Source organism: Rhodobacter capsulatus, from assembly GCF_003254295.1.
GTDB classification, from domain to species: domain Bacteria; phylum Pseudomonadota; class Alphaproteobacteria; order Rhodobacterales; family Rhodobacteraceae; genus Rhodobacter; species Rhodobacter capsulatus.
This window is the reverse complement of sequence record NZ_QKZO01000008.1, coordinates 35,035-56,221: the sequence shown is the minus strand read 5'-3', so window position 1 is coordinate 56,221 and position 21,187 is coordinate 35,035. Positions and strand designations below refer to the sequence as shown.

22 protein-coding genes are annotated in these 21,187 nt (G+C 68.0%); 15 read left to right on the top strand and 7 right to left on the bottom strand.

Translation table 11 applies throughout. The annotated features are described in order from the left end of the window. Positions 1-22: 22 nt before the first annotated feature. Positions 23-388 carry a YigZ family protein gene (locus LY44_RS12575; RefSeq protein WP_055212799.1) on the bottom strand — a complete coding sequence of 122 codons (366 nt, stop codon included), beginning with the start codon at positions 386-388 and terminating at the stop codon, positions 23-25. A gap of 101 nt (positions 389-489) precedes the next feature. Between LY44_RS12575 and LY44_RS18300 the strand changes: the two genes are divergently transcribed. From LY44_RS18300 to LY44_RS12545, 7 genes are read left to right on the top strand one after another with little or no spacing between them, the layout of a single operon-like run. Continuing rightward, a complete protein-coding gene (locus LY44_RS18300) occupies positions 490-627 on the top strand; it encodes a hypothetical protein (protein WP_223230769.1) in 138 nt (45 codons plus the stop codon). A 2-nt stretch (positions 628-629) separates the two neighbouring features. After that, the gene (locus LY44_RS18570) at positions 630-716 is read left to right on the top strand and encodes a potassium-transporting ATPase subunit F (protein WP_074552628.1); all 87 of its coding nucleotides are present in this window, start codon (positions 630-632) and stop codon (positions 714-716) included. 18 nt (positions 717-734) lie between these two features. Then, the gene (kdpA, locus tag LY44_RS12565; protein ID WP_055212798.1) at positions 735-2,444 is read left to right on the top strand and encodes a potassium-transporting ATPase subunit KdpA; all 1,710 of its coding nucleotides are present in this window, start codon (positions 735-737) and stop codon (positions 2,442-2,444) included. A gap of 9 nt (positions 2,445-2,453) precedes the next feature. Then, positions 2,454-4,502 carry a potassium-transporting ATPase subunit KdpB gene (gene kdpB / locus LY44_RS12560; RefSeq protein WP_055212797.1) on the top strand — a complete coding sequence of 683 codons (2,049 nt, stop codon included), beginning with the start codon at positions 2,454-2,456 and terminating at the stop codon, positions 4,500-4,502. Positions 4,503-4,512: 10 nt separating this feature from the next. Beyond that, positions 4,513-5,073: a potassium-transporting ATPase subunit KdpC gene (gene kdpC / locus LY44_RS12555; RefSeq protein ID WP_055212796.1), complete on the top strand. Its 561-nt coding sequence runs from the start codon at positions 4,513-4,515 to the stop codon at positions 5,071-5,073. A gap of 12 nt (positions 5,074-5,085) precedes the next feature. After that, positions 5,086-7,788 carry a sensor histidine kinase gene (locus tag LY44_RS12550; protein ID WP_055212795.1) on the top strand — a complete coding sequence of 901 codons (2,703 nt, stop codon included), beginning with the start codon at positions 5,086-5,088 and terminating at the stop codon, positions 7,786-7,788. After that, positions 7,785-8,477 (top strand): response regulator, encoded by a 693-nt coding sequence (locus LY44_RS12545; protein WP_055212794.1) that lies wholly within the window; start codon positions 7,785-7,787, stop codon positions 8,475-8,477. Before LY44_RS12550 ends, LY44_RS12545 begins: the two co-directional genes overlap by 4 nt. Positions 8,478-8,500: 23 nt before the next feature. Here LY44_RS12545 and LY44_RS12540 read toward each other — a convergent pair whose 3' ends face one another. Then, complete coding sequence (locus LY44_RS12540) at positions 8,501-9,640, bottom strand: DegT/DnrJ/EryC1/StrS family aminotransferase (protein ID WP_223230667.1); 1,140 nt, start codon at positions 9,638-9,640, stop codon at positions 8,501-8,503. Between the two features lie 15 nt (positions 9,641-9,655). On the opposite strand from LY44_RS12540, the gene LY44_RS18295 reads away from it, so the two are divergent. The 7 genes from LY44_RS18295 to LY44_RS12505 are packed head-to-tail and all read left to right on the top strand — an operon-like array spanning position 9,656 to position 15,465. Then, entirely contained in the window at positions 9,656-10,324 is a 669-nt protein-coding gene (locus LY44_RS18295; RefSeq protein ID WP_223230668.1) for an acetyltransferase, read from the top strand. A 19-nt stretch (positions 10,325-10,343) separates the two neighbouring features. Continuing rightward, on the top strand, positions 10,344-10,994 hold the full coding sequence (locus LY44_RS12530) for a WbqC family protein (protein ID WP_055212792.1): 651 nt from the start codon (positions 10,344-10,346) through the stop codon (positions 10,992-10,994). Between the two features lie 51 nt (positions 10,995-11,045). Further along, positions 11,046-11,957, top strand: a complete 912-nt coding sequence (locus tag LY44_RS12525) for a class I SAM-dependent methyltransferase (protein ID WP_146707237.1) — start codon at positions 11,046-11,048, stop codon at positions 11,955-11,957. Continuing rightward, the gene (locus tag LY44_RS12520) at positions 11,954-12,613 is read left to right on the top strand and encodes a sulfotransferase family protein (RefSeq protein WP_055212790.1); all 660 of its coding nucleotides are present in this window, start codon (positions 11,954-11,956) and stop codon (positions 12,611-12,613) included. The genes LY44_RS12525 and LY44_RS12520 overlap by 4 nt, the downstream gene beginning before the upstream one ends. A gap of 4 nt (positions 12,614-12,617) precedes the next feature. After that, the gene (locus LY44_RS12515; RefSeq protein WP_055212789.1) at positions 12,618-13,604 is read left to right on the top strand and encodes a hypothetical protein; all 987 of its coding nucleotides are present in this window, start codon (positions 12,618-12,620) and stop codon (positions 13,602-13,604) included. Beyond that, positions 13,601-14,509 (top strand): glycosyltransferase family 2 protein, encoded by a 909-nt coding sequence (locus LY44_RS12510; RefSeq protein ID WP_055212788.1) that lies wholly within the window; start codon positions 13,601-13,603, stop codon positions 14,507-14,509. Before LY44_RS12515 ends, LY44_RS12510 begins: the two co-directional genes overlap by 4 nt. Positions 14,510-14,520: 11 nt before the next feature. Then, the gene (locus LY44_RS12505; RefSeq protein WP_055212890.1) at positions 14,521-15,465 is read left to right on the top strand and encodes a glycoside hydrolase family protein; all 945 of its coding nucleotides are present in this window, start codon (positions 14,521-14,523) and stop codon (positions 15,463-15,465) included. 25 nt (positions 15,466-15,490) lie between these two features. Here LY44_RS12505 and LY44_RS12500 read toward each other — a convergent pair whose 3' ends face one another. Genes LY44_RS12500 through LY44_RS12480 form a run of 5 tightly spaced genes read right to left on the bottom strand, consistent with a single transcriptional unit; the run spans position 15,491 to position 20,254 of the window. Then, the gene (locus tag LY44_RS12500) at positions 15,491-16,255 is read right to left on the bottom strand and encodes an SDR family NAD(P)-dependent oxidoreductase (RefSeq protein ID WP_055212787.1); all 765 of its coding nucleotides are present in this window, start codon (positions 16,253-16,255) and stop codon (positions 15,491-15,493) included. 10 nt (positions 16,256-16,265) lie between these two features. Next, positions 16,266-17,072: an ABC transporter permease gene (locus LY44_RS12495; RefSeq protein WP_055212786.1), complete on the bottom strand. Its 807-nt coding sequence runs from the start codon at positions 17,070-17,072 to the stop codon at positions 16,266-16,268. Between the two features lie 7 nt (positions 17,073-17,079). After that, positions 17,080-17,937, bottom strand: coding sequence for an ABC transporter permease (locus LY44_RS12490; RefSeq protein WP_055212785.1), 858 nt, complete (start codon positions 17,935-17,937; stop codon positions 17,080-17,082). A 10-nt stretch (positions 17,938-17,947) separates the two neighbouring features. Then, a complete protein-coding gene (locus LY44_RS12485; protein WP_055212784.1) occupies positions 17,948-19,102 on the bottom strand; it encodes an ABC transporter substrate-binding protein in 1,155 nt (384 codons plus the stop codon). Positions 19,103-19,126: 24 nt separating this feature from the next. Then, positions 19,127-20,254 (bottom strand): ABC transporter ATP-binding protein, encoded by a 1,128-nt coding sequence (locus tag LY44_RS12480; RefSeq protein WP_055212783.1) that lies wholly within the window; start codon positions 20,252-20,254, stop codon positions 19,127-19,129. Positions 20,255-20,376: 122 nt separating this feature from the next. Here LY44_RS12480 and LY44_RS12475 point away from each other — a divergent pair, with 122 nt between their 5' ends. Further along, positions 20,377-21,168, top strand: a complete 792-nt coding sequence (locus tag LY44_RS12475) for a helix-turn-helix transcriptional regulator (RefSeq protein WP_055212782.1) — start codon at positions 20,377-20,379, stop codon at positions 21,166-21,168. Positions 21,169-21,187: the final 19 nt, after the last annotated feature.

Genomic DNA, 21,187 nt, shown 5'->3' with positions numbered 1-21,187 from the left:
GCGAAGGCGGACAGCCCGCCGGTCATCGACACGGACCGCCTTGCCCCGCCTCAAGATAGATCCGCACCGCCTCCTGCACATGGCGGAAGCGGTCGCCGCCCAGAGGCTTGCCGCCAAACCAGCGCGTCACGACGATGATGTGATCGCGCAGGCCCGCGCGCTCCAGCATGCGCAGGATCACCAGACCCGCCCCCGCCTCGCCATCGTCGGTCTTCAGCGCGCCCCCCGCGCTCAGCAGCGCCCAGCTGTTGTGCGTCGCCCTGGCGAATTTCTTGTCGCGGCAGAGCGCCTTGACAAAGGCTTTCGCCTCCGCCTCGGTCGCGCAGGGCCCGCCCGACACCGCATATTTCGAGCCGCGGTCGCTGATGATGTTGTCGAGGATGCGCATGAAACAGGCTTAGGGCGCGCAGGCCGCGGCGGCAAGGCGCAGCCCCCCGGTTTCCTTGCACCTTCCTTATGCCGCGCGGGTGCTTTCGCTATCGATCCCTGATGCGCTCCGGCGCGATCCTGGGGCATCTTTTCGATGCACCAAGGAGACCCTCGATGTCCGATATCCTTTTTGCCGGCCTCGGCCTCGGGCTGATCGCGCTGTTCGCGCTTTACGCCGTGCTGCTGGCGCGGACCTGATCATGGCCGAAGCCATCATCGGCCTGGCCGTGGCGCTTGCCGTGGGCGCCTATCTGATCCTCACCCTGATCGCGCCCGAGAAATTCTGACCGGGCCAGGAGATCCCCATGACAGTTATCGGATGGCTGCAGATCGCGGCCGTATTGCTGTGCACGCTGGCGACGGCGGTGCCGCTCGGCCGCTACATGGCGCGCCTGTTCAGCGGCGAGCGCACCTTCCTGCACCCGCTCTTGCACCCGGTCGAGCGCGGGTTCTACCGCCTCGCAGGCGTCGCCCCCGACCGCGACCAGGGTTGGCTGAACTATGCCTTTGCGATGCTCGCCTTCAGCGCGGCGGGGTTTGCCGCGCTCTACCTGATCTTGCGGGCGCAGGGGCTGATGCCCTTCAACCCGGGCCAGCTGCCCGGCCTGCCCGCCGATCTGGCCTTCAACACCGCCGTCAGCTTCCTGACCAACACCAACTGGCAGGCCTATGCGGGCGAAACCACGATGAGCCCCTTCAGCCAGATGGCCGGGCTTGCGGTGCAGAATTTCCTCTCGGCCGCCACCGGGATCGCGCTGGCCATGGCGGTGACGCGGGCTTTCGCGCGGGCGGGCACCGATCAGCTGGGCAATTTCTGGGTCGACATGACCCGGGCGACGCTTTACGTGCTTTTGCCGCTGGCGATCCTTGTGGCGCTGGCGCTGGTGGTGCTCGGTGTGCCGCAGACGCTGACCGGCTCGGTCGGGGCGGTGACGCTCGAAGGGGCGCAACAGACGATCGCGCTGGGGCCGGTCGCCAGCCAGGAGGCGATCAAGCAGCTTGGCACCAATGGCGGCGGCTTTTTCAACGCCAATTCGGCGCATCCGCTGGAAAACCCCTCGGGGCTCTCGAACGGGCTGGTGATCTGGGCGATGCTGGCGATCTCGGCGGCGCTGCCGATCACCTTCGGCCGGATGACCGGATCGGAACGGCAGGGCTGGGCGATCCTCTCGGCGATGGGGCTGTTGCTGGTCGCGGCGACGGCCACCGTCTATTGGGCCGAAACCTCGGGCACCCCGCATCTGACCGCGCTGGGGCTTGATCCGCTGGCGGGCAACATGGAGGGCAAGGAGCTCCGCTTCGGCCAGGCGATGTCGGCCCTCTTCGTCGCGGTGACCACGGGGCTCTCCTGCGGTGCGGTGAACACGATGCATGACAGCCTGACGCCGCTGGGTGGTCTGGTGCCGATGCTGCTGATGCAGCTGGGCGAGGTGCTGCCGGGCGGTGTCGGATCCGGGCTTTACGGCATGGTGGTGTTTTGCGTGCTCTCGGTCTTTGTCGCCGGTCTGATGGTCGGGCGCAGCCCCGAGTTTCTGGGCAAGAAGATCGAGGCGCGGGAAATCCGGCTGGCAGTGCTGGCGGTGCTGATCCTGCCGCTGGTGATCCTGGGCTTCACCTCGGCCTCGGCGCTGCTGCCCTCGGCGCTGGCCAGCCTGAACAATGCCGGGCCGCACGGGCTGAGCGAGCTGCTTTACGCCTATTCCTCGGCGGCGGGCAACAACGGTTCGGCTTTCGCCGGGCTCAATGCCAACACGCCCTGGTTCAACACCACCCTTGGCATCGCCATGATGCTGGGCCGCTTCGCCTATGTGCTGCCGGTCTTGGCGATGGCCGGGGCGCTGGCGTCGAAACCGCGCATCGCCGCCTCGCCGGGGACGTTCCCCACCACCTCGGCCCTGTTTGTCGGGCTGCTGGTGGGGGTGATCGTGATCCTCGGCGGGCTGCAATTCTTCCCCGCGCTCGCGCTTGGCCCGATCGTCGAGCAAGTGCTGATGCGCGATCTCGTGACCTTCTGAGAGGCTGACATGTCGCAATCCTCCAAACCCGCCGCCTTTGACCGCGCGTTGCTGGCCGAGGCCCTGATCGAGGCGGTCCGCAAGCTCGATCCGCGCAAACTGATGCGCAACCCGGTGATCTTCGTCACCGAAATCGGCGCCGTTCTGGTCACCGGCCTGTGGCTGCGCGAGCTGGGACAGGGCACCGGGCAGCCGTGGTTTTCCGGCCAGATCGCGGCCTGGCTCTGGTTCACCGTGCTGTTTGCAACCTTCGCCGAGGCCATCGCCGAGGGCCGCGGCAAGGCGCAGGCCGCCAGTCTGCGCCAGTCGCGCTGCGATGTCCGCGCAAGGCGGTTGGTGCTGCCCGACAGTGCCGAGCCGATCTGGGAAAACGTCTCGGCGCTCGATCTGGAACCGGGCGATGTCGTCCTTGTCGCCGCGGGCGAGATCATCCCGCTCGATGGCGAGATCGTCGCCGGGGTGGCCGCGATCAACGAGGCGGCGATCACCGGCGAAAGCGCCCCGGTGATCCGCGAGGCGGGCGGCGACCGCTCCGCCGTCACCGGGGGCACGACGGTGCTTTCGGATGAAATCCGCATCCGCATCACCGCCGCCCCGGGCGAGACCTTCATCGACCGGATGATTGCGCTGGTCGAGGGGGCAAAGCGGCAACGCACGCCGAACGAGCTGGCGCTCTCGGTGCTGCTGTCGGGCATGACCTTGATTTTCCTCATCGCGGTGGTGACGCTTTGGGGGCTGGCGGGCTATTCGGGCACGGCCGTTTCGGTGGTGGTGCTGGTGGCGCTTCTGGTGACGCTGATCCCCACCACGATCGGCGGGCTTTTGTCGGCCATCGGCATCGCCGGGATGGATCGGCTGATCCGCTTCAACGTCATCGCCACCTCGGGCCGCGCGGTCGAGGCGGCGGGCGATGTCGACACGCTTTTGCTCGACAAGACCGGCACGATCACCTTTGGCAACCGGATGGCCTCGGAATTCGTGCCGATGCCGGGGGTGACCGAACGGACACTGGCCGAGGCGGCGCTGCTGGCCAGCCGTGGCGACGAGACGCCCGAGGGGCGCTCGGTCGTGGCGCTGGCGCGGGCCGATTTCGGGCTGAGCGAGCCCGCGCTGCCCGAAGCCGCGGTGCTGGTGCCCTTTGCGGCGCAGACCCGGCTTTCGGGGTTGGATCTGGGGGAACGGCGCATCCGCAAGGGGGCTGTCGATGCGGTGCTGCGCCACCTTGGCCGCAGCCCCGACACGGTGCCCGCTGAATTCCGCGCCGCGGTGGACCGTATCGCGCGCTCGGGCGGCACGCCGCTGGCCGTCGCCGATGACGGCCAGCTTCTGGGGGTGATCCACCTCAAGGACGTGATCAAACCCGGCATCCGGGCGCGGTTTGCGGAATTGCGCGCCATGGGCATCCGCACGGTGATGGTGACGGGCGACAACCCGGTGACCGCCGCCGCCATCGCCTCGGAAGCCGGGGTGGATGATTTTCTGGCCGAGGCGACGCCCGAGGACAAGCTGGGCTATATCCGCCGCGAACAGGCGGGCGGGCGGCTGATTGCGATGTGCGGCGACGGCACCAACGACGCGCCCGCGCTGGCCCAGGCCGATGTCGGCGTGGCGATGCAGACCGGCACCCAGGCCGCGCGCGAGGCGGGCAACATGGTCGATCTGGACAGCAACCCGACGAAGCTGATCGAGATCGTCGGCATCGGCAAGCAATTGCTGATGACGCGGGGCGCGCTGACGACCTTTTCGATCTCGAACGACGTGGCAAAATATTTCGCCATCCTGCCCGCGCTGTTCGTTGCGACCTATCCGCAGATGGGGGCGCTGAACCTGATGCAGCTTGGCTCGCCGCAATCGGCGATCCTTTCGGCGGTGATCTTCAACGCGCTGATCATCGTCGCGCTGATCCCGCTGGCCCTGCGCGGCGTGCGCTATCGCCCCGTCGCGGCGGCGGTGCTTCTGCGCCGCAACCTGGCGATCTACGGGCTCGGCGGGCTGGTGATGCCGTTTGCGGGCATCAAGCTGATCGACCTTGCGCTGACCCATCTGAACCTTGCCTGAGGAGGCTTGCATGATCTCTCATCTTCGCCCCGCGCTGGTCTTTGTCGGGGGCTTCACCCTCCTGCTCGGGCTCGCCTATCCGCTCTCGATGACGGCCATTGCCACCACGCTTTTGCCGCATCAGGCGCAGGGCAGCCTGATCCGGGACGGCGATCGCGTTCTGGGATCGGAGCTTGTGGGGCAGAATTTCACCGCGCCGGGGTATTTCCACCCCCGCCCCTCGGCCGCGGCGACGCCCTATGATGCCATGGCCTCGGGCGGCTCGAACCTCGGGCCGCTGTCGCAAAAGCTGATCGACCGGATCCGGGCCGATGTCGCCGCCGCGGGGATGGCCGCGCCCGTGCCCGCCGATGCGGTGACCGCCTCGGCCTCGGGGCTTGATCCCGACATCTCGCCGCAAAACGCGCAAGCGCAGGTGGCGCGGGTGGCGGCGGCGCGGGGCATTGCCCCCGCGCGGGTGGCAGAGCTGGTGGAGCGGCAGACCCGGCAGCCGATCCTTGGCATCTTCGGCGCGCCGCGGGTGAATGTGCTTGCGCTGAACCGCGCGCTGGACACACTGGCCGCGCAATGACCCGAGGATGCGATGCCCGCCGGTGACCCGGAAAAACGCCCCGATCCCGATGCGTTGCTGGCGCTGAGCCAGCGCGAGCGGCCCGGCCGTCTGAAGATCTTCCTTGGCGCGGCGCCGGGGGTGGGCAAGACCTGCGCGATGCTGCAGGAAGCCCACCGGCTGCGCGCCGAGGGGGGCGACGTGGTTCTGGGCCTGATCGAGACGCATGGCCGGGCCGAGACCGAGGCGCTGGCGGCGGGGCTGGAAACCCTGCCGCGGCGGCAGATCGACTATCGCGGGCAGCGGCTCGAGGAATTCGACATCGACGCCGCGCTGGCCCGGCGTCCGGCGCTTCTGGTGGTGGATGAACTCGCCCATACCAACGCGCCGCAAAGCCGGCATCCGAAGCGCTGGCAGGACATCCGCGAACTGCTGGATGCCGGGATCGACGTCTGGACGGCGCTGAACATCCAGCATCTGGAAAGCCTTGCCGATGTGGTGGCGCGGATCACCGGCGCCCCGATGCGCGAGACCGTGCCCGACGTGATGCTGCAAGAGGCGCAGGATGTGGTGCTGGTCGACATCCCGCCCGACGAGCTGATCGCGCGGCTCAAGGCGGGCAAGGTCTATCTGCCGCAGACCGCGCGCCGGGCGGTGGAGAAATTCTTCACCCCGGGCAATCTGACGGCGCTGCGCGAGCTGGCTTTGCGCCGCACCGCCGAGCGGGTCGATGACCAGATGACCGAGATCCTGCGGCAAAAGGCGATCGAGGGGCCCTGGGCCTCGGCCGAGCGGCTTTTGCTGTGCCTGCTGCCCGACGGCTCGGGCGATGCGCTGATCCGGCAGACGGCGCGGCTGGCCTCGGCGCTCAATGCGGGCTGGATCGCGCTGGTGCTGGCGCCGCCCGGCGATCCGGCGGATGCGTCCGCGACCGAGCGGCACGCGACCGAAGCGCTGCGGCTGGTCGAGACGCTGGGGGGCGAGGCGCTGCGGCTGACCAGCGCCGATCTTGCCGAGGACATCCTGCGCGTGGCGCGGCGCGAACATGTCACCCAGATCCTGCTGGCGCATCGGCCGCGCGGCCGTCTCGCGCGGCTTCTCCGCCCCAGCCTGCCCGAGGCTCTGGCCGCGCGGGCAGACGGAATTGCCGTGCATCTTCTGCCGCTTGCCAGCCCGGAACCGGCGGTGCGGCAAGCCCCTTTCGACGCCCTGCGCCGGATCACCGCGGGGCCGGGCCTGCCCGCCGATCTGGGCCTTGCCACGCTGGCCACGACCGGGGTGATCGCGATCGGCCATGCCCTCGACGCGGTGATGGAACTGCCGAACCTGTCGATGATCTTTCTGGCGGGCGTGCTGATCTGCGGCACGTTGCGCGGCACCCGGGCGGCGGTTCTGGCGGCGCTTCTGTCCTGTCTGGGCTACAACTTCTTCTTCATCGAGCCTTTGCACACCTTCAGCATCGCCCGGCCGCATGAATTCCTGGCGCTGGTGATCTTTCTGGTCGTCGCCAGCCTGACCGGCTCCTGGACCGGGCGGATCCGCGCCCAGGCCCGGGCGGCGCTCTCCCAGACCCGCGCGATCGAGGCGCAGGCGGCGTTTTCGCGCCAGCTCTCGGCGGCCTCCTCGGCCGAGGATGTCGCCTGGGCGATGGTGACACAGGTGCATGGGCTGATGGGCGGCAAGGCGATCTTGCTGCTGGTCGAGGGCCAGGAGTTGCTGCCCTGCGCCGCCTGGCCGCCCGAGGAGATCGCCGATCCGGTCGAGATGACCGCCGCGCGCTGGGTGCTGGAGAAGGGCGAAACCGCGGGCTGGCGCACCGCGACGCTGCCGAACCTGCGGCTGCGCTTTCATCCGCTGGCCACGCCGCGCCATGTGGTGGCGGTGCTGGGCTACGAGCCGCCCGACCGCGACCAGCCGCTTTCGGTCGCCGACGAGGCGAAGCTGGCGGCGGCGGTGGAACAGGCGGCGGTGGCGCTGGACCGCGCGCTTTTGGTGCGCGAGGCGGTGAAGGCGGCGGCGATGCAGGAAAACGACACCATCCGCGATGCGCTTCTGGCCTCGCTCGGCCATGATCTGCGGACGCCCCTGGCCGCGATCACCGGCGCAGTGACGACGCTGCAACGGGACGAAACCGACCTGCGCGACGATCAGCGCAACGATCTGCTCGACACGATCGGGCAGGAAGCCGCGCGGCTGAACCGCTTCGTGGCCAATCTGCTGGAGATGAGCCGGATCGATCAGGGCGTGGTCAAGGTCCGCCGCGACTGGGTCGATGTCGGCGATGCGATCCGGCTGGCGGTCGAGCGGGCGCGCAAGACCCATCCGGGGCGGCAGACCCGGGTCAGCCTGGCCCCCGATCTGGGCTTCGTGCGCGGCGATCAGGATCTGCTGGCGCAGGTGGTGTTCAACCTGCTCGACAACGCGCATAAATACGGCGAGAGCGAGGTCAGCGTGCATGCGCGCAACGAGGGCGATACGGTGGCGATCAGCGTGACCGACGACGGCGCCGGGGTGAAACCGGCCGATCTGGAGCGGATCTTCGAGAAGTTCTTCCGCGCGGGCGGCACCGACCGGCGCAAGCCCGGCACCGGGCTTGGGCTCTCGATCTGCCGCGGCCTCGTGCGGGCGATGGGCGGCACGATCAAGGCCGAAAGCCCCGCGATCCGCCGCCGCGGCACCCGGCTGATCGTGCGGCTGCCGCTTGCAGAGCTGCCAAAGGACGAGGAGACCCGATGAGGATGCGCCGTTTGCTTGTTGTCGATGACGATGACCAGATCCAGACCATGCTGCGGATCGCGCTGGAATCGGCGGGCTACGAGATCGTCGCGGCGATGACCGGACAGGAGGCGATCCGGCTGGCCGCCAGCATCGCGCCCGAGGCGATCTTGCTGGATCTGGGCCTGCCCGACCGCGATGGCAAGGAGGTTCTGCGGGCGGTGCGGGCCTTCAGCGCGGTGCCGGTGATCGTGCTTTCGGCGCGCGACCGCGAGGCGGAAAAGGTCGAGGCGCTGGATCTGGGCGCCGATGACTATCTGGAAAAACCCTTCGGCATCGGCGAGTTGCAGGCCCGCCTGCGGGCCGCCGCCCGCCATGCGACGCGGGCAAAGGGGGAAACGACGCGGCTTGTTCTGGGGGCGCTCAGCGTCGATCTTGACAAGCGGCTGGTACAAAAGGACGGCCAGCCGGTGCGGCTGACGCCGAAGGAATTCGATCTGCTGGCGGTTCTTGTCCGCAATCTGGGCCGCGTCGTCACGCATCGGCAGATCCTGACCGCGGTCTGGGGCCCGGCGCATCACGACGACACGCAATATCTGCGCGTCTTCATCGGCCAGCTGCGCGGCAAGATCGAGCCCGACCCCGCCGCGCCGGGGCTGATCCTGACCGAACCGGGCGTCGGCTACCGGCTGGCGGAAGGCCCGCTCTAGCGGGCGCGCTCCGACGCGGCGGCTCAGGCGGCCAGAACCGCCACGACCCGGGCGATATCGGCCTCGGCCAGATCGGTGAAACAGGGCAGCCCGATCAGCCGCGCCGCCACATCGGCGCTGACCGGCAGCGCATCGCGCGAAAGCCCGGCATAGGCCGGATGCGCCGGAAGCCCGGCGCCATACCAGGCGCGAAAGTCGATCCCCGCCGCATGCAGCCGCCCTGCCATCGCCGCCGCCTGCCCGGCATCGCGCGCCTCGATCAGCGCATAACAGGCCGAGACCTCGGGCGCCGTCCAAAGCCGCACGCCCGCCTCCGCCCCGGCCCGCGCATAGCTGGCCGCGACCCTCTCCCATTGCGCGCGCTTTTGCGCGAAACCGTCCAGCTCGGCCAGCGCCACCGCCGCCGCATATTCGCTCATCTTGCCGTTCAGCCCGACGACCTGCGCCTCGCGCGACAGATAAAAGCCGTTGTTGAGACCCTTGTAGGCCTCCTGCAGCAAAAGGGTGTCGCGCGACAGCACCAGCCCGCCCTCGCCGCAGCCGAAGCTTTTGGTGGCATGCAGGCTCACGGCCAGCGGGATCGAGCGCGGCAGATCCCTCCCGGGCGCCATCAGCCCGTCCAGACAGGCCGCCGCGTCGATCACCACCGCGATCCCGGTCTCGTCCTGGAAATCCTGCCAGCCCTGCAGGTCGATCCCGCGGCCATAGGGCGCCACCGGCAGCACCAGCCCGACCTCGGCCAGCCGCGGATGACGGCGCAGCGCCGCGGGCTCCATCGCCCAGCTGGCGGGGTCGATATCGACCAGATGGCAGTCGTAGCCGCAAGACAGCGCCGCCCCCGCCGTCGCGACGAAAGTATAGGCGGGCAGCAGGCACAGGCCGCCGCGCGAGCGCGACAGGCCGCGCGCCGCCCGGATCGCGGCGACCAGCGCCATCGTGCCGGTGCTGCAGGAAATCACCCCGGTCCGGCCCAGCCCCAGCCGCGCCGCCATCCGGGCTTCGAGCTGCGCCACCAGCGGGCCGTGATTGGAGTAAATTCTGCTCTCGTCGATCTGGCGCAGATATGGCACAAGGGTTTCTGTCCGCGGCAGGGTCGGCCGGGCAACCGGAAGCCGCGGCCTGTTGTCGGGCGGCGGCGGGCCGGGCGGTGTCGGGGTCAGCATGAGGGGAGCCTTGGATTGGACATCATTCTGTTCGGTGTCGGCCAGATCGCCGAGGTCATGGCACATTACGTTCAGCAAGATCCGCATCTCAATCTGGTGGGCTTCACCGTCGACCGCACCTATCTGCCGCCCTCGGGAGAGTTCAAGGGCCTGCCCGTCGCGGCATGGGACGACGCCAGCACCCTTTTCCCCCCCGGGAAGATTCGCATACTCGGGCCTGTCAGCTATCGTGGCAACAACACGTTTCGCCGGGACCGCCATTTCGAGGCGAAAGAACGGGGTTACAGCTTCGCCAGCTACATCCACCCCTCCTCGCATGTGAGCGGCGCCAAGATCGGCGAGAATTCGGTGATCCTCGAGGAATGCACCGTCCAGCCCTATGCGAAGCTTGGCACCGGATCGATCCTGTGGAGCAAGGTCCATATCGGCCATCATGCGCAGATCGGGGATTTCTGTTTCTTCGCCTCTTTTTGCGGCATCGCGGGCAATGCGCGGGTGGGTGACTGCACCTTTTTCGGCGGGCAAACGGGGCTGGCCGACAATCTGAGCGTCGGATCGGGCTGCATCATCGGCGCGGGCACCGCGGTGACCGAGACCATCCCCGATGGCGCGCTGGCGATCTCGCGCGGGACGCGCGTCCTGCCCAACGGGGCGCGGCGGTTCGCGCGGCGGCTGCTGGGCTAGGCGGGAGGGGCGCTTCACCATGACGACGATCGCGGTGATGCAGCCCTATTTCTTTCCCTATGGCGGCTATTACCGGCTGCTGGCGGCGGCGGATGTCTTTGTCATTCTGGATTGCGTGCAGTTTCCGCGCCGCGGCCGGGTGCATCGCTGCGCGCTTCCCGGTGCGGGCCGCTGGATCACCCTGCCGCTCGACCCCGCCCCGCGCGACAGCCTGATCGACGCGATGCGCCTTGCCCCCGATGCGGCCAGCCGGCTCTGGCCGCAATGCCGCAAGCTGCCCGGGCCGCTGCCCGCCGACACGCCCTTGCGCCGACAGGTTCTGGATCTGCTGCAGACCCCCGAGGGACCGCTTGTCCCCTATCTTGAACGCTCGCTGCGGATCGTCGCCGAGGCGCTCGATTTCGGCTGCCGGATCTGCCGCGGCAGCGACCTTGACCTGCCCGCGGGGCTGAACGCGCAAGAGCGCATCCTTGACATCGTGCGCAGGCAGGGCGGAACCCGCTACCTCAACGCGCCGGGCGGCACCGCGCTTTACGATCGCGCGGTGTTTTCGCGCGCGGGCATTGATCTGAATTTCCTGCCCCCCTATACAGGAAAACATCCCTGTTTTCTGCCCGCCCTGTTCGAACGGACCGTGGCGGAGTTGCGTGCAGACATCGTGGAAGGCTGACCCTTCCGATCCGTGTGCCCCCCCCGAAAATCCCCGAACGGAGAAGCGTCCATGGCCCCAAGCGACCCCGGTGACAACGTGATGCCGCCCGCCTTCGTCGATCCGGTCGCGCTTGCGCCCCTGCAGCCCGGCGCCGACGGCGTTTCGCTGATCGCAGCGGACAGCGGAACCGTGTATCCGATCCGCGCGGGGCTTGCCGATCTTGTGCACCCGCGGCCGCAGCCGACAGACCCGGCGCCGCCGCAATTCGACCGGCCCCTGCCCGCGGTCGAGGAAGCCTTTCTGCGCTGGACCTTCCGCGCCTTCGGCGGCGACGAGGAGGCGCTGCGCCGCAAGGCCATCGACAAGCTCGATCTGGCGCCGGATGCGGTGGTGCTCGACAATGCCTGTGGCGGCGGGGCGAATACGCGGCTGCTGCAGGAACGGCTGCCGCGCGGCGTCTTGTGCAGCACCGACATTTCGCTGGAGCTGCTGGCGCATGGCGCGGGCCGGTTTGCCACGGACACCGGCTGCCGCACGATCTGGTGCGGGGCGAATGCGCTTTATCTGCCCTTCCCGGATCAAAGCTTCGATGCGGTGCTGAGCACCGGCGGCTTCAACCAGTTCGGCGACCCGGTGCGGGCGATCGCCGAGATGACCCGCGTGACCCGCCCCGGCGGGCGCATCGTCATCGCCGACGAGGGCTATGCGCCCTGGCTGCAGCAGACGCTGACCGGGCAGATGGTGCTGAACGACAATCCGCTGATGGCCTGCGCGCCGCCGCTGCAGGCGCTTCCCGCCGTGGCGCAAGAGGTCCGGCTCGAATGGCATCTGGGCAACGCCTATTATTGTCTCGACTTCCGGGTCGGGGCGGCGCCGCCCGCGGTCGATCTCGACCTGCCGCACGAGGGGCTGCGCGGCGGCACGATCCGCAGCCGCTTCGCGGCGATGCGGCAACACCGCGAAACCGGGGCAGAGGGATGAGCGACGAGACCACGGGCCGCGGCAAGGTGTTCTGCCTCGGCTTTCCGAAGACCGGCACCACCTCGCTGGAAACCGCGCTGCAACAGCTGGGCTACAAGGTCTGCCGCGGCGCCTCGGGCAACAATCACAGCAACTTCCTGATGGCGCTGCAGGTGCTGGGCGACACCGACGAGATCGCCCGGGTGATCCGCCATTTCGACGCTTTCGCCGACATGCCCTTCGGCGGGACCGACCTTTATCTGTGGCTCTCGCGCCGCTATCCCGAGGCGCGGTTCGTGCTGACGCTGCGCGCGCCGGAGCCGTGGTACACCTCTCTGATGAACCAGCTGGAGAAGGCGGGGGGCAACACGGCCGCCCCGCTCGAGACGCTGCATGCGGCGGGGGGATATGGCGCGACGATGACCATCAGCCGGGTCTGGGGCATCACCGACCCGCTGGCGCAGAAAGACGCGCTGCTGCGCTACTACCACGATCTGAACGCCGCCATTCTGGCGCATTTCGACGGCTGCGCGAATTTTCACGCCTTCAACCTGACCGAGGAACGGGACTGGACCTCGCTGTGCCGGTTTCTGGACAAACCGGTGCCGGATCTGCCGTTCCCGCATGAAAATCCCGGCCGGGGCAAGGCCCCGCGCGCCGTGCCGCAGACCGGATGATGCGATGACCCCGAAGGACACGGCCAGCACGCAGGCCCCCGGACGACCCGCGCCCGCCTGGTTCATCGTGACCAGCCACGGCTGGAGCGCAAGCCACTGGCTCGCCCATAACCTGAACCGTCATCCGCAGATCGCCTGCCTGCATTCCAGCGCTGCCCTGCCCGCGGATCAGACCGAACCCTACGACGTCTCGGACCTGCTGGCGCGGCAGGATTTTGCCCGCATCTTCGCGATGATCGCGCAGTTCCGCGCGGGCTATGGCGCGCGCGGCACCACCCGGCCCGCCGATCTTTACCGCCCGCTGGAGGCGCAGTCCGACGCCCGGCTGATCGGGTCGGTCCACACGTTCCGGCTGCGCGATCTGCCAGAGATCGGGCCGGATCTGGCCCCGCCGGACCGACGGCTGCGGATCGTCAACCTGATCCGGCACCCGGTCAATCTGGTCAATTCGGGGGCGGGCCAGTTCGAGCTGACCTTCCGGCTTGATCTGAACGAATTGCAGTGGATCACCCGGCGCATCGTCGAGACCGGGCTGGACAGCTTCGAGCGGATCGCGGCGCGGCACCGGATCTATCCCGGCGACCCCGAGGTTCTGGCCTTTTTCGGCGCCTGCGCCACGCTCAAGGGGCTTGCCGCGGATTTTGCCGCCCGCGACCGGCTGCTGGACCGGGGACTGACAAGCTATGCCGGATCAATCCGGCAAGAGGATGTCACCCGCGATCCGGCCGTCTTTCGCGATCTGCTGGTGCGGCTCGGCGAGGGCGCCATCGACTGCCCCGAGGCCTATCTGGATCAGGTCTTCGCCGATCCCGGACGCAATGTGCACAACGCCCGGCCCCGTCCGACCGACCCGGCCGCGCTGTTTGCCGACTGGGCCCCCTGGCAGCAGGAGGCCTTCGCCTTCTGCCTGGATGCCTTCGGGCTGCGGCCGCTTTATCAGGCCGAGGGCTATGCGCTTGACATGGTGCCCCCGGGGAAGGACTTTGCATGACCGTCGTGGCCAATATCCAGGTCGGCAACGAAGTCGAGCTGATCGAACAGCACATCGCCTATCATCTGGCGCTGGGCGTGGACGGGTTCGTGATCGCGGACATGGCCTCGGTCGACGGCACCTCCGAGATCTTGCAACGCTACCGCGACGACAACCGCTTCGTGATCCGCAAGTTCGAAAGGGACGCGCTGATCGATGCCCGCGGCGTGCACACCGCCGAGGTCGGGCGCTGGACGCTGCAGGCCGCCCGCGAGCACTTTGCCCCGGATTGGGTGATCCGGATGGATGCGGATGAATTCCTGTATCCGGCGGGCGATCTTGGGGCCTGCCTTGCGGCGCTGGGGCCCGAGGCCTCGTTCCGGATCGCGCGGCGCAACGTGATCTTCGCCGCCGGGCAGCCGGTGCCGCCGATCCCGCAGACGCAAGCCGCCCTTGCCGCCTTCGAGATCGTGGCGCAGCCGGTCGAGACCTCGGGGACGCAATATGCCACCGATGACAGCCTGCCGCTGATCCTGACCGCGGTCGGCCCGAAGGTGATCGCCCGCGCCGATCAGGTTGCGGCCTATCTGACGGGCGGGCACGGCACGCTGGATGGCGCGGGCAAGCGGCTTGCGGCGCCCGTGGCCGATGGGCTGCTGCTGGTGCATTTCTGGTTCACCACGCCGGGCCGTTTTCTGCGCAAGGCGCGGTTCACCGCCGAGACCGAGGCGCTTTTGCGCCGCCACCCGCAGGCGCCGAAGGGCTGGCAATGGTCGCGCTGGGCGGGCCTTGCGCAGCCCGGCGACACCGAAAGCGAGGCGGCGATCTTGCAGGAATATCACCGCCAGTTTCCCGCGGAGGCGCAGCTGGACGCGCTGCGCGGCGCGGGCATCGTGCGCCGCCTTGCCGACTTTCGGGCGTCATGATGGCGCGGCAGATGTCTTCGCTCTGGCGGCGTCAGGGCCGCATTCTCGCCCCCGCGGATCTTGACGGGGTCCGGCTGTTGCAATGTCCGACGGCCTGGCAGCTGCCGGACGGGCTTTTGCGCATCGCCGCCGCCTGCCGCAATGCCGCGAATGTCTCGGTCCTGCAGGTGATGGACTGCGACCCGGCGCAGGGCATGAAGATCGTGCGGCCGCCGCGGATCGAACCCGTGGCGCTGCAGGCGATCGCCGAGGCCGGGCTGGCGGGGATCGGCCCCTGCGATGCGTTTTGGGACGGCGAGGTGCTGCTGCTGGCCACCTCCTCGGTCACGCTGCGCGGGCGCCTTTACGATGCCGGGATCGAGGTGATGACCAGCCGCGATGGCGGCACCACCTTCACGCCGCCGCGCCCGCTGCTCGGCCCGGCCGAGAACGGCGGCTATCCGGTCTCGATGCCCTGCCTGCGGCGGCTGGCGGGGGGCGACTGGCGGATGTGGTTCACCGCCTTCACCGAATGGCGTCCCGAGGTGCGGCCGAACCCGGACGCGCGCTATTGCATCCGCTCGGCGCGCTCGGCGGACGGGATCGCCTGGACGGTGGATCCGGCCCCGGCGATCGCGCGCGGCCCGGGCGAGGCGGGGCTGGCGCGGCCGACCGTTCTGGAAGGGCCGGACGGGCTGGAGATGTGGTTCAGCGCCCGCGGCCCCTATGCGCCGGAGGACCCGAGCCTGCGGCTTTATCGGCTGTGCCATGCCCGATCCGAGGATGGCACGCAGTGGCAGCGCGCGGACGACCGGCACGGCTTTTGCAACCCGCCCGCGCCCGGCGACTGGGACGGGCAGATGCAATGCTACCCCACCGTCCTGCGGCTGGCGGATGGCCGACAGGTGATGCTTTATTGCGGCAACGGCTACGGCGCGGCAGGCTTCGGCTGGGCGAGCCGCGAAGCGCAGGCCTGAGGGCGGGCGGCGCGCGGCCCGCGCCTCACAAGATCTCGCCGCCGTCGATCACCAGCGCCAGCCCGGTGACGAAGGAAGAGCGATCCGAGGCAAGATAGACGATGCCCGCGGCGATCTCGGCGGTGCTGGCCCAGCGCCCCATCGGGATCGTTTCGGCCACATAGGCTTCAAGCGCCGCGCGCCCGCCCATCTGGGTCTCGAACCCGGCATTGAAGGGCGTGTCGACAAAACCCGGGCAAAGCGCGTTGAAACGGATGTTTTCGCGGGCATAATCCGCCGCCATCTGCCGCACCATCGCCACCGCCGCGTGTTTCGTCGTGGCATAGGAAATCATGCCGCGATCATATTGGCAGCCGGAATTCGAGGCGGTGACGATCACCGATCCCCCGCCTTGCGCCCGCATCGGCGCCACCACCGCCTGCGCCAGCACGAAATGCGCCCGCACGTTCAGCGCCCAGGCCAGATCCATCTGCGCCGCGCTGACCTCTTCGAGCTTGCCGGGGATCTGGATCCCGGCATGCGAATGCAGCACGTCAAGCCGCCCGTGCCGGGCCAGCACCCCCGCCACCACCGCCGCGATCGCCGCATCGTCGCGCGCATCGAGCGCGGCGCTTTCCGCAAAACCGCTCGCTGCGCGGATTTCCGCGGCGGTGGCGGCGGCCAGGCTGGCGTCGAGATCGGTGACGACCAGCCGCGCCCCCTCGGCGGCCATCGCGATGGCGCCCGCGCGGCCAATTCCCGACCCTGCGGCGGTCACCAGCGCGACCCGCCCGTCCAAGCATCCGGTCATTTCCTGTCTCCTATTGAGGGTTGGGCTTCTCGGCGCGGCGCAGGGTGATCTGCGCGATCACCAGCATCAGCAGCGACACCGCCATCACCATCGTGCCGATGGCGTTGATTTCGGGCGTCACGCCGCGCCGGATCGACGAGAAGATGTAGATCGGCAGCGTCGTTTCCGACCCCGCGACGAAAAAGGCGATGATGAAATCATCGAAACTGAAGGTGAAGCTGAGCAGGAAGCCCGCCAGGATCGCCGGGGCCAGAAGCGGCAGCGTCACCTGCCGGAAGGTGGCCAGGGGCCCTGCCCCCAGATCGGCGGAGGCTTCCAGAAGCGCGCGGTCCATCCCCTCGATCCGCGCCCGGACCAGGATGATGACCAGCGACATGGTGAAAAGCCCATGCGCCGCGATCAGCGAGCCCGCCCCCATCGAGAGCCGCCAGCCGGTCGCGCCCTCCAGCCAGGGGTTGACCGCGTCGAAAACGGTGACAAGTGCGATCAGCGTGGCGATGCCGATGACGATGCCCGGGATCATCACCGCGATATAGATCAGCGCATCAAAAAGCGTGCGCAGGCGCCCCTTCATCCCGCTCAGCGCCAGCGCGGCCAGCGTGCCGAAGAGACTGGCGAGCACCGCCGAGGCGAAGGCGATCAGCGCCGAGGTCTGCAGCGCATCGAGCACGAAAGGGTTCGACAGCGCCCGGCCATACCACTGGGTCGAAAATCCCTGCATCTGGCTGGCGTTGCGACCGGCGGAAAAGCTGAACAGCGCGATGATGCCGATCGGCAGATAGAGGAAGGCATAGACGGCGAAAGCGTAAAGTCTCATGGCGCCCTCACATCAGACCGACATCGTCGCGCGCCGCGCCGATGCGTTTGAGAAACCGCATGTAAAGCGTCACCGTGACCAGCATGATCGCCACCAGCGTCACCGCCAGCGCCGAGCCGAAGGCCCAGTTGCGCGATTGCAGGAAAAGATCGACGAGCGCATTGCCGACGAAGAAGACCTTGCCGCCACCCAGCATCTGCGGGATCAGATATTCCCCCATCAACAGGATGAAGACGAGCATCGAGCCGGTCGCCACCCCGGGCAGCGACAAAGGCAGGGTGATCTGCAGGAAACTGCGCCAGGGCGGCGCCCCCAGATCCCCGGCCGCCTCCAGCAGCCGCTTGTCAAGCTTTTCCAGGCTGACATAGATCGGAAACACCATCAGCGGCAGATAGCCATAGACGATGCCGAGCAGAACCGCGAAAGGCGTGTTGATCAGCCGCAGATCGCCCAGCCCCAGATCGGACAGAAGCTGCGGAATGCCGCGCCCGCCCAGAAGAAAGATCCACGCATAGCTGCGGATCAGGATCGAGGTCCAGAACGGCACGATCACCAGCACCAGAAGCGTCGTGCGCCAGCGCGCCGAGACCCGCAAGGCCAGGAAATAGGCCAGCGGATAGGCGATCAGCAGTGCCGCCAGCGTGCCCGCAGGCGCAAGGAGCAGCGTGTTCTGAAACGCCGTCCAGCGCGCGCCAAGATTGGCATATTGCGCCAGGGTGAAGGCCGGGGCGTAGCCGCCCGCAGCCCCCCTTTCGCCAAAGGAATAGACCAGAACGACGATCAGCGGCAGCACCAGCAGCACCGCATACCAAAGCCCCGCCGGGGCCAGCAGGATCGCGCGCGCCATTCGTTGCGAGATCGCCATCTTCTCCCCCTCAGGCCGATTTGAAGCGCGCCATCAGCTCGGCGCGGTTCGGGTCGGTCAGCGTCGCCGCCGCGCCGAATTCGAGCGCGTTGAGAAGTTCGGCCGCCGGATGCAGGATCGGATCGTTCAGCAACTCGGCGGGCAGCTGCGCATTGACCCGGGCATCCGCCACCGGGAAGCCATGCGCCAGCGCCTCGCGCGTGTTCACCTGCGGATCGATCAGGAAATTCAAAAGCGCATAGGCGGCGTCGCGATGCGGCGCGTTCTTCGGGATCGCATAGTAATCCGACCAGATCTCGCCGCCCTCCTTGCCCAGCGCGAACCGGATTTCGGGCAGGTCGCGGTTCAGCTGCTTGCCCTCGCCGGTCCAGCACATCGTCAGCCAGGCATCGCCATTGCGCATCGGCGGCTGATAATCCGAGGTGATCGCGAACAGATGCGGTTTCACCTCGATCAGCAGCTTCTCGGCCTCGGCCAGTTCGGCCGGATCGACCGAATTGAAGGAATAGCCGAAATATTTCAAAGCACTGCCGATCGTCGTCAGCTGATAGTCATGCACGATCGTGCGCCCCGAAAAATCAGTTCGGGTGACATCGAAGAACTCTTTCCAGCTGGTGAAGGGCGCCTTCGCCTTGCCCGAATCCCAGGCCATGCCGGTCGTGCCCCAGTTCTTCGGCACGGCATAAAGCTTGCCGCCGACGGTCCCCGCCTCGGCAAACCGCGCCTCGAAGGCGGCCGCGTCGTAATTGGGCAGTTTCGACAGATCGAGCGGTTCGATCAGGTCGGCCTCGACATAGGTGGTGAGGGTGTAATTCGTCGGCACGAACAGATCCCAGCCCGAGCCGCCCGCCTGCAGCTTGGCCAGCATCTCCTCGTTCGAGCCGAAGACATTGACCTGCACCGCGGCGCCGGTCTGATCGCGGAAAAGGTCGAAATTCGCCACGTCATGATAGTTCGGCCAGGTGGCCAGGATGACGCGGTCGCCGATGTCGCCGGCCAGCGCCGGGCCGGGGCGCAGCATCGGCAGCGCGCCGCCCAGAACCGCCATCGCCGTGCCCAGCCCGGTCACGCCCAGAAAGTGACGGCGGGTGACCGATCCCTTGCGGTAACGGTGCAATTCCTCGATGAATTTCTGCCGGGTGATCGGCGTCTCGTCCTTCTTCATGTGTCGGATCCCTTGTTGGAGAGGTCAGTCCTGGCCCAGGATCAGGCCCGCGCCCGGATCCCAGAGAACGTGGAGCATCGCGCCCACGCCTGCGCCCGGCAGTGCTCTTTCGGCCTGTCTGGGCAGCATGACCTGCAACGCCCCGAGCACCGGATGCGCCAGCAGATATTCGATATGTTCGCCAAAAAAGGTCATATGCGTGACCGTCGCGGCGATCGCGGGCACGCCCGGCTCTGGCGCCAGCGCCAGCCGCAGCGCCTCGGGGCGGATCGCCACCTCGACCGCCGCGCCCGGGGGAACGGCGAAGGGCGCGGTGACCTCGACGCTCAGCCCGTCTGCCAGTGCGACCTCGGCACGCGCCCCGGTCGTCGCGCGGACGCGGGCGGGCAGGATGTTGGCGCGGCCGACGAAATCGGCGACGTAGCGGTTGGCGGGCAGGTCATAAAGCTCGCGCGGGGTGCCGATCTGCATGATCCGGCCCTTGCCCATGATGCAGATCCGGTCCGACATCGAGAGCGCCTCCTGCTGGTCATGGGTGACCAGAATGAAGGTGATGCCAAGGCTGCGCTGCAGGCCAAGCAATTCCATCTGCATCTCGGCGCGCAGCTTCGCATCAAGCGCCGCCATCGGCTCGTCGAGCAAAAGGATCTTCGGCTCGTTGACGATGGCCCGGGCGAGCGCCACGCGCTGCTGCTGGCCGCCCGACATCTGCCAGATCCGCCGCGGCCCGAAATCGCCCAGCCGCACCGTGTCCAGTGCCTTCGCCACCCGCAGGGCAATCTCGGCCCCGGGCAGTTTCGGGCGGCGCTGGCGCAGCCCGTAGGCGACATTCTCGGCCACCGTCATGTGGGGAAACAGCGCGTAATGCTGAAACACCATATTGACCGGGCGCCGATAGGCGGGCTCGCTGGCCAGTTCCCGCCCGTCGATCAGGATCGTGCCCTCGGTCGGCGTCTCGAAGCCCGCCAGCATCCGCAGCGCCGTCGTCTTGCCGCAGCCCGAGGGGCCGAGGAAGGAGAGAAACTCCCCCTTCCGGATCCGGAGGTTCAAGCTGTCAGCCGCCAGAACCGCGCCGAAGCGCTTGCTCGTATTGACGAATTCCGCAATGGCCTCGCCGGCGCTGACGGTGTGGTGCCCCGTCGCATCTGTCATGTGATCGTCTTTCCCTGTCGGTCAACCCTTTGGCGGGCTATCCCTTGATTTGAGAAAAATCCTAAGCAACACTGCAGGCGTTGTATATATCACAAAAAGCATACCGGCAGAGGGAAGACCGAATGGAGCGGGAATGGATCGCCTGCAGCGCCCGTGTGGTCGAGCTGCTGGGCAGCGCCGAGTTTGCCCCCGCGCTGGTGGCGGCGCTGCGCAGCGTGACCCCGTTCGAACATAGCGTCACCTTTGCCTATTACCGGGATTTCCGCCCCATCGCGCTCCATGACGACTTTCCGGACTGGAAGCGGCAGGTGATGGTGGCGGATTATCAGGCCGGGCCCTATCTGCTCGATCCGTTCTATCTGCAGTCGATGGCGCCGCTGGTGCCGCGGCTGGTGCGGCTGCGCGATCTGGCGCCCGACCGCTTCTATCAGGGCGAATATTTCCGCAATTACTACGTCCGGACCGAGCTGGCCGAGGAGATCGGCTTCATGCTCGATGCAGGCGGCGGGGTCAGCGTGGTGATTTCGGCCATGCGCGAAAGCCGGGCCTTTTCCGTGCGGGAATTCAAGGCCTTGCAAGAGGTTTTTCCGTTCGTCGCGGCGGCCGCGCGGCGCAACTGGGAGGGGCTTGCAAGCCGGTTTTCCGCCGAGACCGCCCCCTCGCCCGGGCCGCAGCTGGCCGAGCTGATCGAGCGCGCCTTTCGCAACGTCGGGCGCAACCTGCTCACCCCGCGCGAGCGTGAAATCGTCGAATTCGCGCTCAAGGGCTATTCCGCCGAGGCGACGAGCCAGGCGCTTGCGATCTCGCCGGGCACGGTGCGGATTCACAAGCGCAACATCTACAGCAAGCTGCGCATCAGCTCGCAGGGCGAGCTGTTTTCGCATTTCATCGCGGCGCTGGCAGAGCTGGACTGACCGGGCAACGCGCAGGCGG

Coding starts and splice junctions, on each gene's coding strand:
- LY44_RS12575 (WP_055212799.1), bottom strand. CDS start 388: ATGCGCATCCTCGACAACATCATCAGCGACCGCGGCTCGAAATATGCG.
- LY44_RS18300 (WP_223230769.1), top strand. CDS start 490: ATGCGCTCCGGCGCGATCCTGGGGCATCTTTTCGATGCACCAAGGAGA.
- LY44_RS18570 (WP_074552628.1), top strand. CDS start 630: ATGGCCGAAGCCATCATCGGCCTGGCCGTGGCGCTTGCCGTGGGCGCC.
- kdpA (WP_055212798.1), top strand. CDS start 735: ATGACAGTTATCGGATGGCTGCAGATCGCGGCCGTATTGCTGTGCACG.
- kdpB (WP_055212797.1), top strand. CDS start 2,454: ATGTCGCAATCCTCCAAACCCGCCGCCTTTGACCGCGCGTTGCTGGCC.
- kdpC (WP_055212796.1), top strand. CDS start 4,513: ATGATCTCTCATCTTCGCCCCGCGCTGGTCTTTGTCGGGGGCTTCACC.
- LY44_RS12550 (WP_055212795.1), top strand. CDS start 5,086: ATGCCCGCCGGTGACCCGGAAAAACGCCCCGATCCCGATGCGTTGCTG.
- LY44_RS12545 (WP_055212794.1), top strand. CDS start 7,785: ATGAGGATGCGCCGTTTGCTTGTTGTCGATGACGATGACCAGATCCAG.
- LY44_RS12540 (WP_223230667.1), bottom strand. CDS start 9,640: ATGCTGACCCCGACACCGCCCGGCCCGCCGCCGCCCGACAACAGGCCG.
- LY44_RS12530 (WP_055212792.1), top strand. CDS start 10,344: ATGACGACGATCGCGGTGATGCAGCCCTATTTCTTTCCCTATGGCGGC.
- LY44_RS12525 (WP_146707237.1), top strand. CDS start 11,046: ATGGCCCCAAGCGACCCCGGTGACAACGTGATGCCGCCCGCCTTCGTC.
- LY44_RS12520 (WP_055212790.1), top strand. CDS start 11,954: ATGAGCGACGAGACCACGGGCCGCGGCAAGGTGTTCTGCCTCGGCTTT.
- LY44_RS12515 (WP_055212789.1), top strand. CDS start 12,618: ATGACCCCGAAGGACACGGCCAGCACGCAGGCCCCCGGACGACCCGCG.
- LY44_RS12510 (WP_055212788.1), top strand. CDS start 13,601: ATGACCGTCGTGGCCAATATCCAGGTCGGCAACGAAGTCGAGCTGATC.
- LY44_RS12505 (WP_055212890.1), top strand. CDS start 14,521: ATGTCTTCGCTCTGGCGGCGTCAGGGCCGCATTCTCGCCCCCGCGGAT.
- LY44_RS12500 (WP_055212787.1), bottom strand. CDS start 16,255: ATGACCGGATGCTTGGACGGGCGGGTCGCGCTGGTGACCGCCGCAGGG.
- LY44_RS12495 (WP_055212786.1), bottom strand. CDS start 17,072: ATGAGACTTTACGCTTTCGCCGTCTATGCCTTCCTCTATCTGCCGATC.
- LY44_RS12490 (WP_055212785.1), bottom strand. CDS start 17,937: ATGGCGATCTCGCAACGAATGGCGCGCGCGATCCTGCTGGCCCCGGCG.
- LY44_RS12485 (WP_055212784.1), bottom strand. CDS start 19,102: ATGAAGAAGGACGAGACGCCGATCACCCGGCAGAAATTCATCGAGGAA.
- LY44_RS12480 (WP_055212783.1), bottom strand. CDS start 20,254: ATGACAGATGCGACGGGGCACCACACCGTCAGCGCCGGCGAGGCCATT.
- LY44_RS12475 (WP_055212782.1), top strand. CDS start 20,377: ATGGAGCGGGAATGGATCGCCTGCAGCGCCCGTGTGGTCGAGCTGCTG.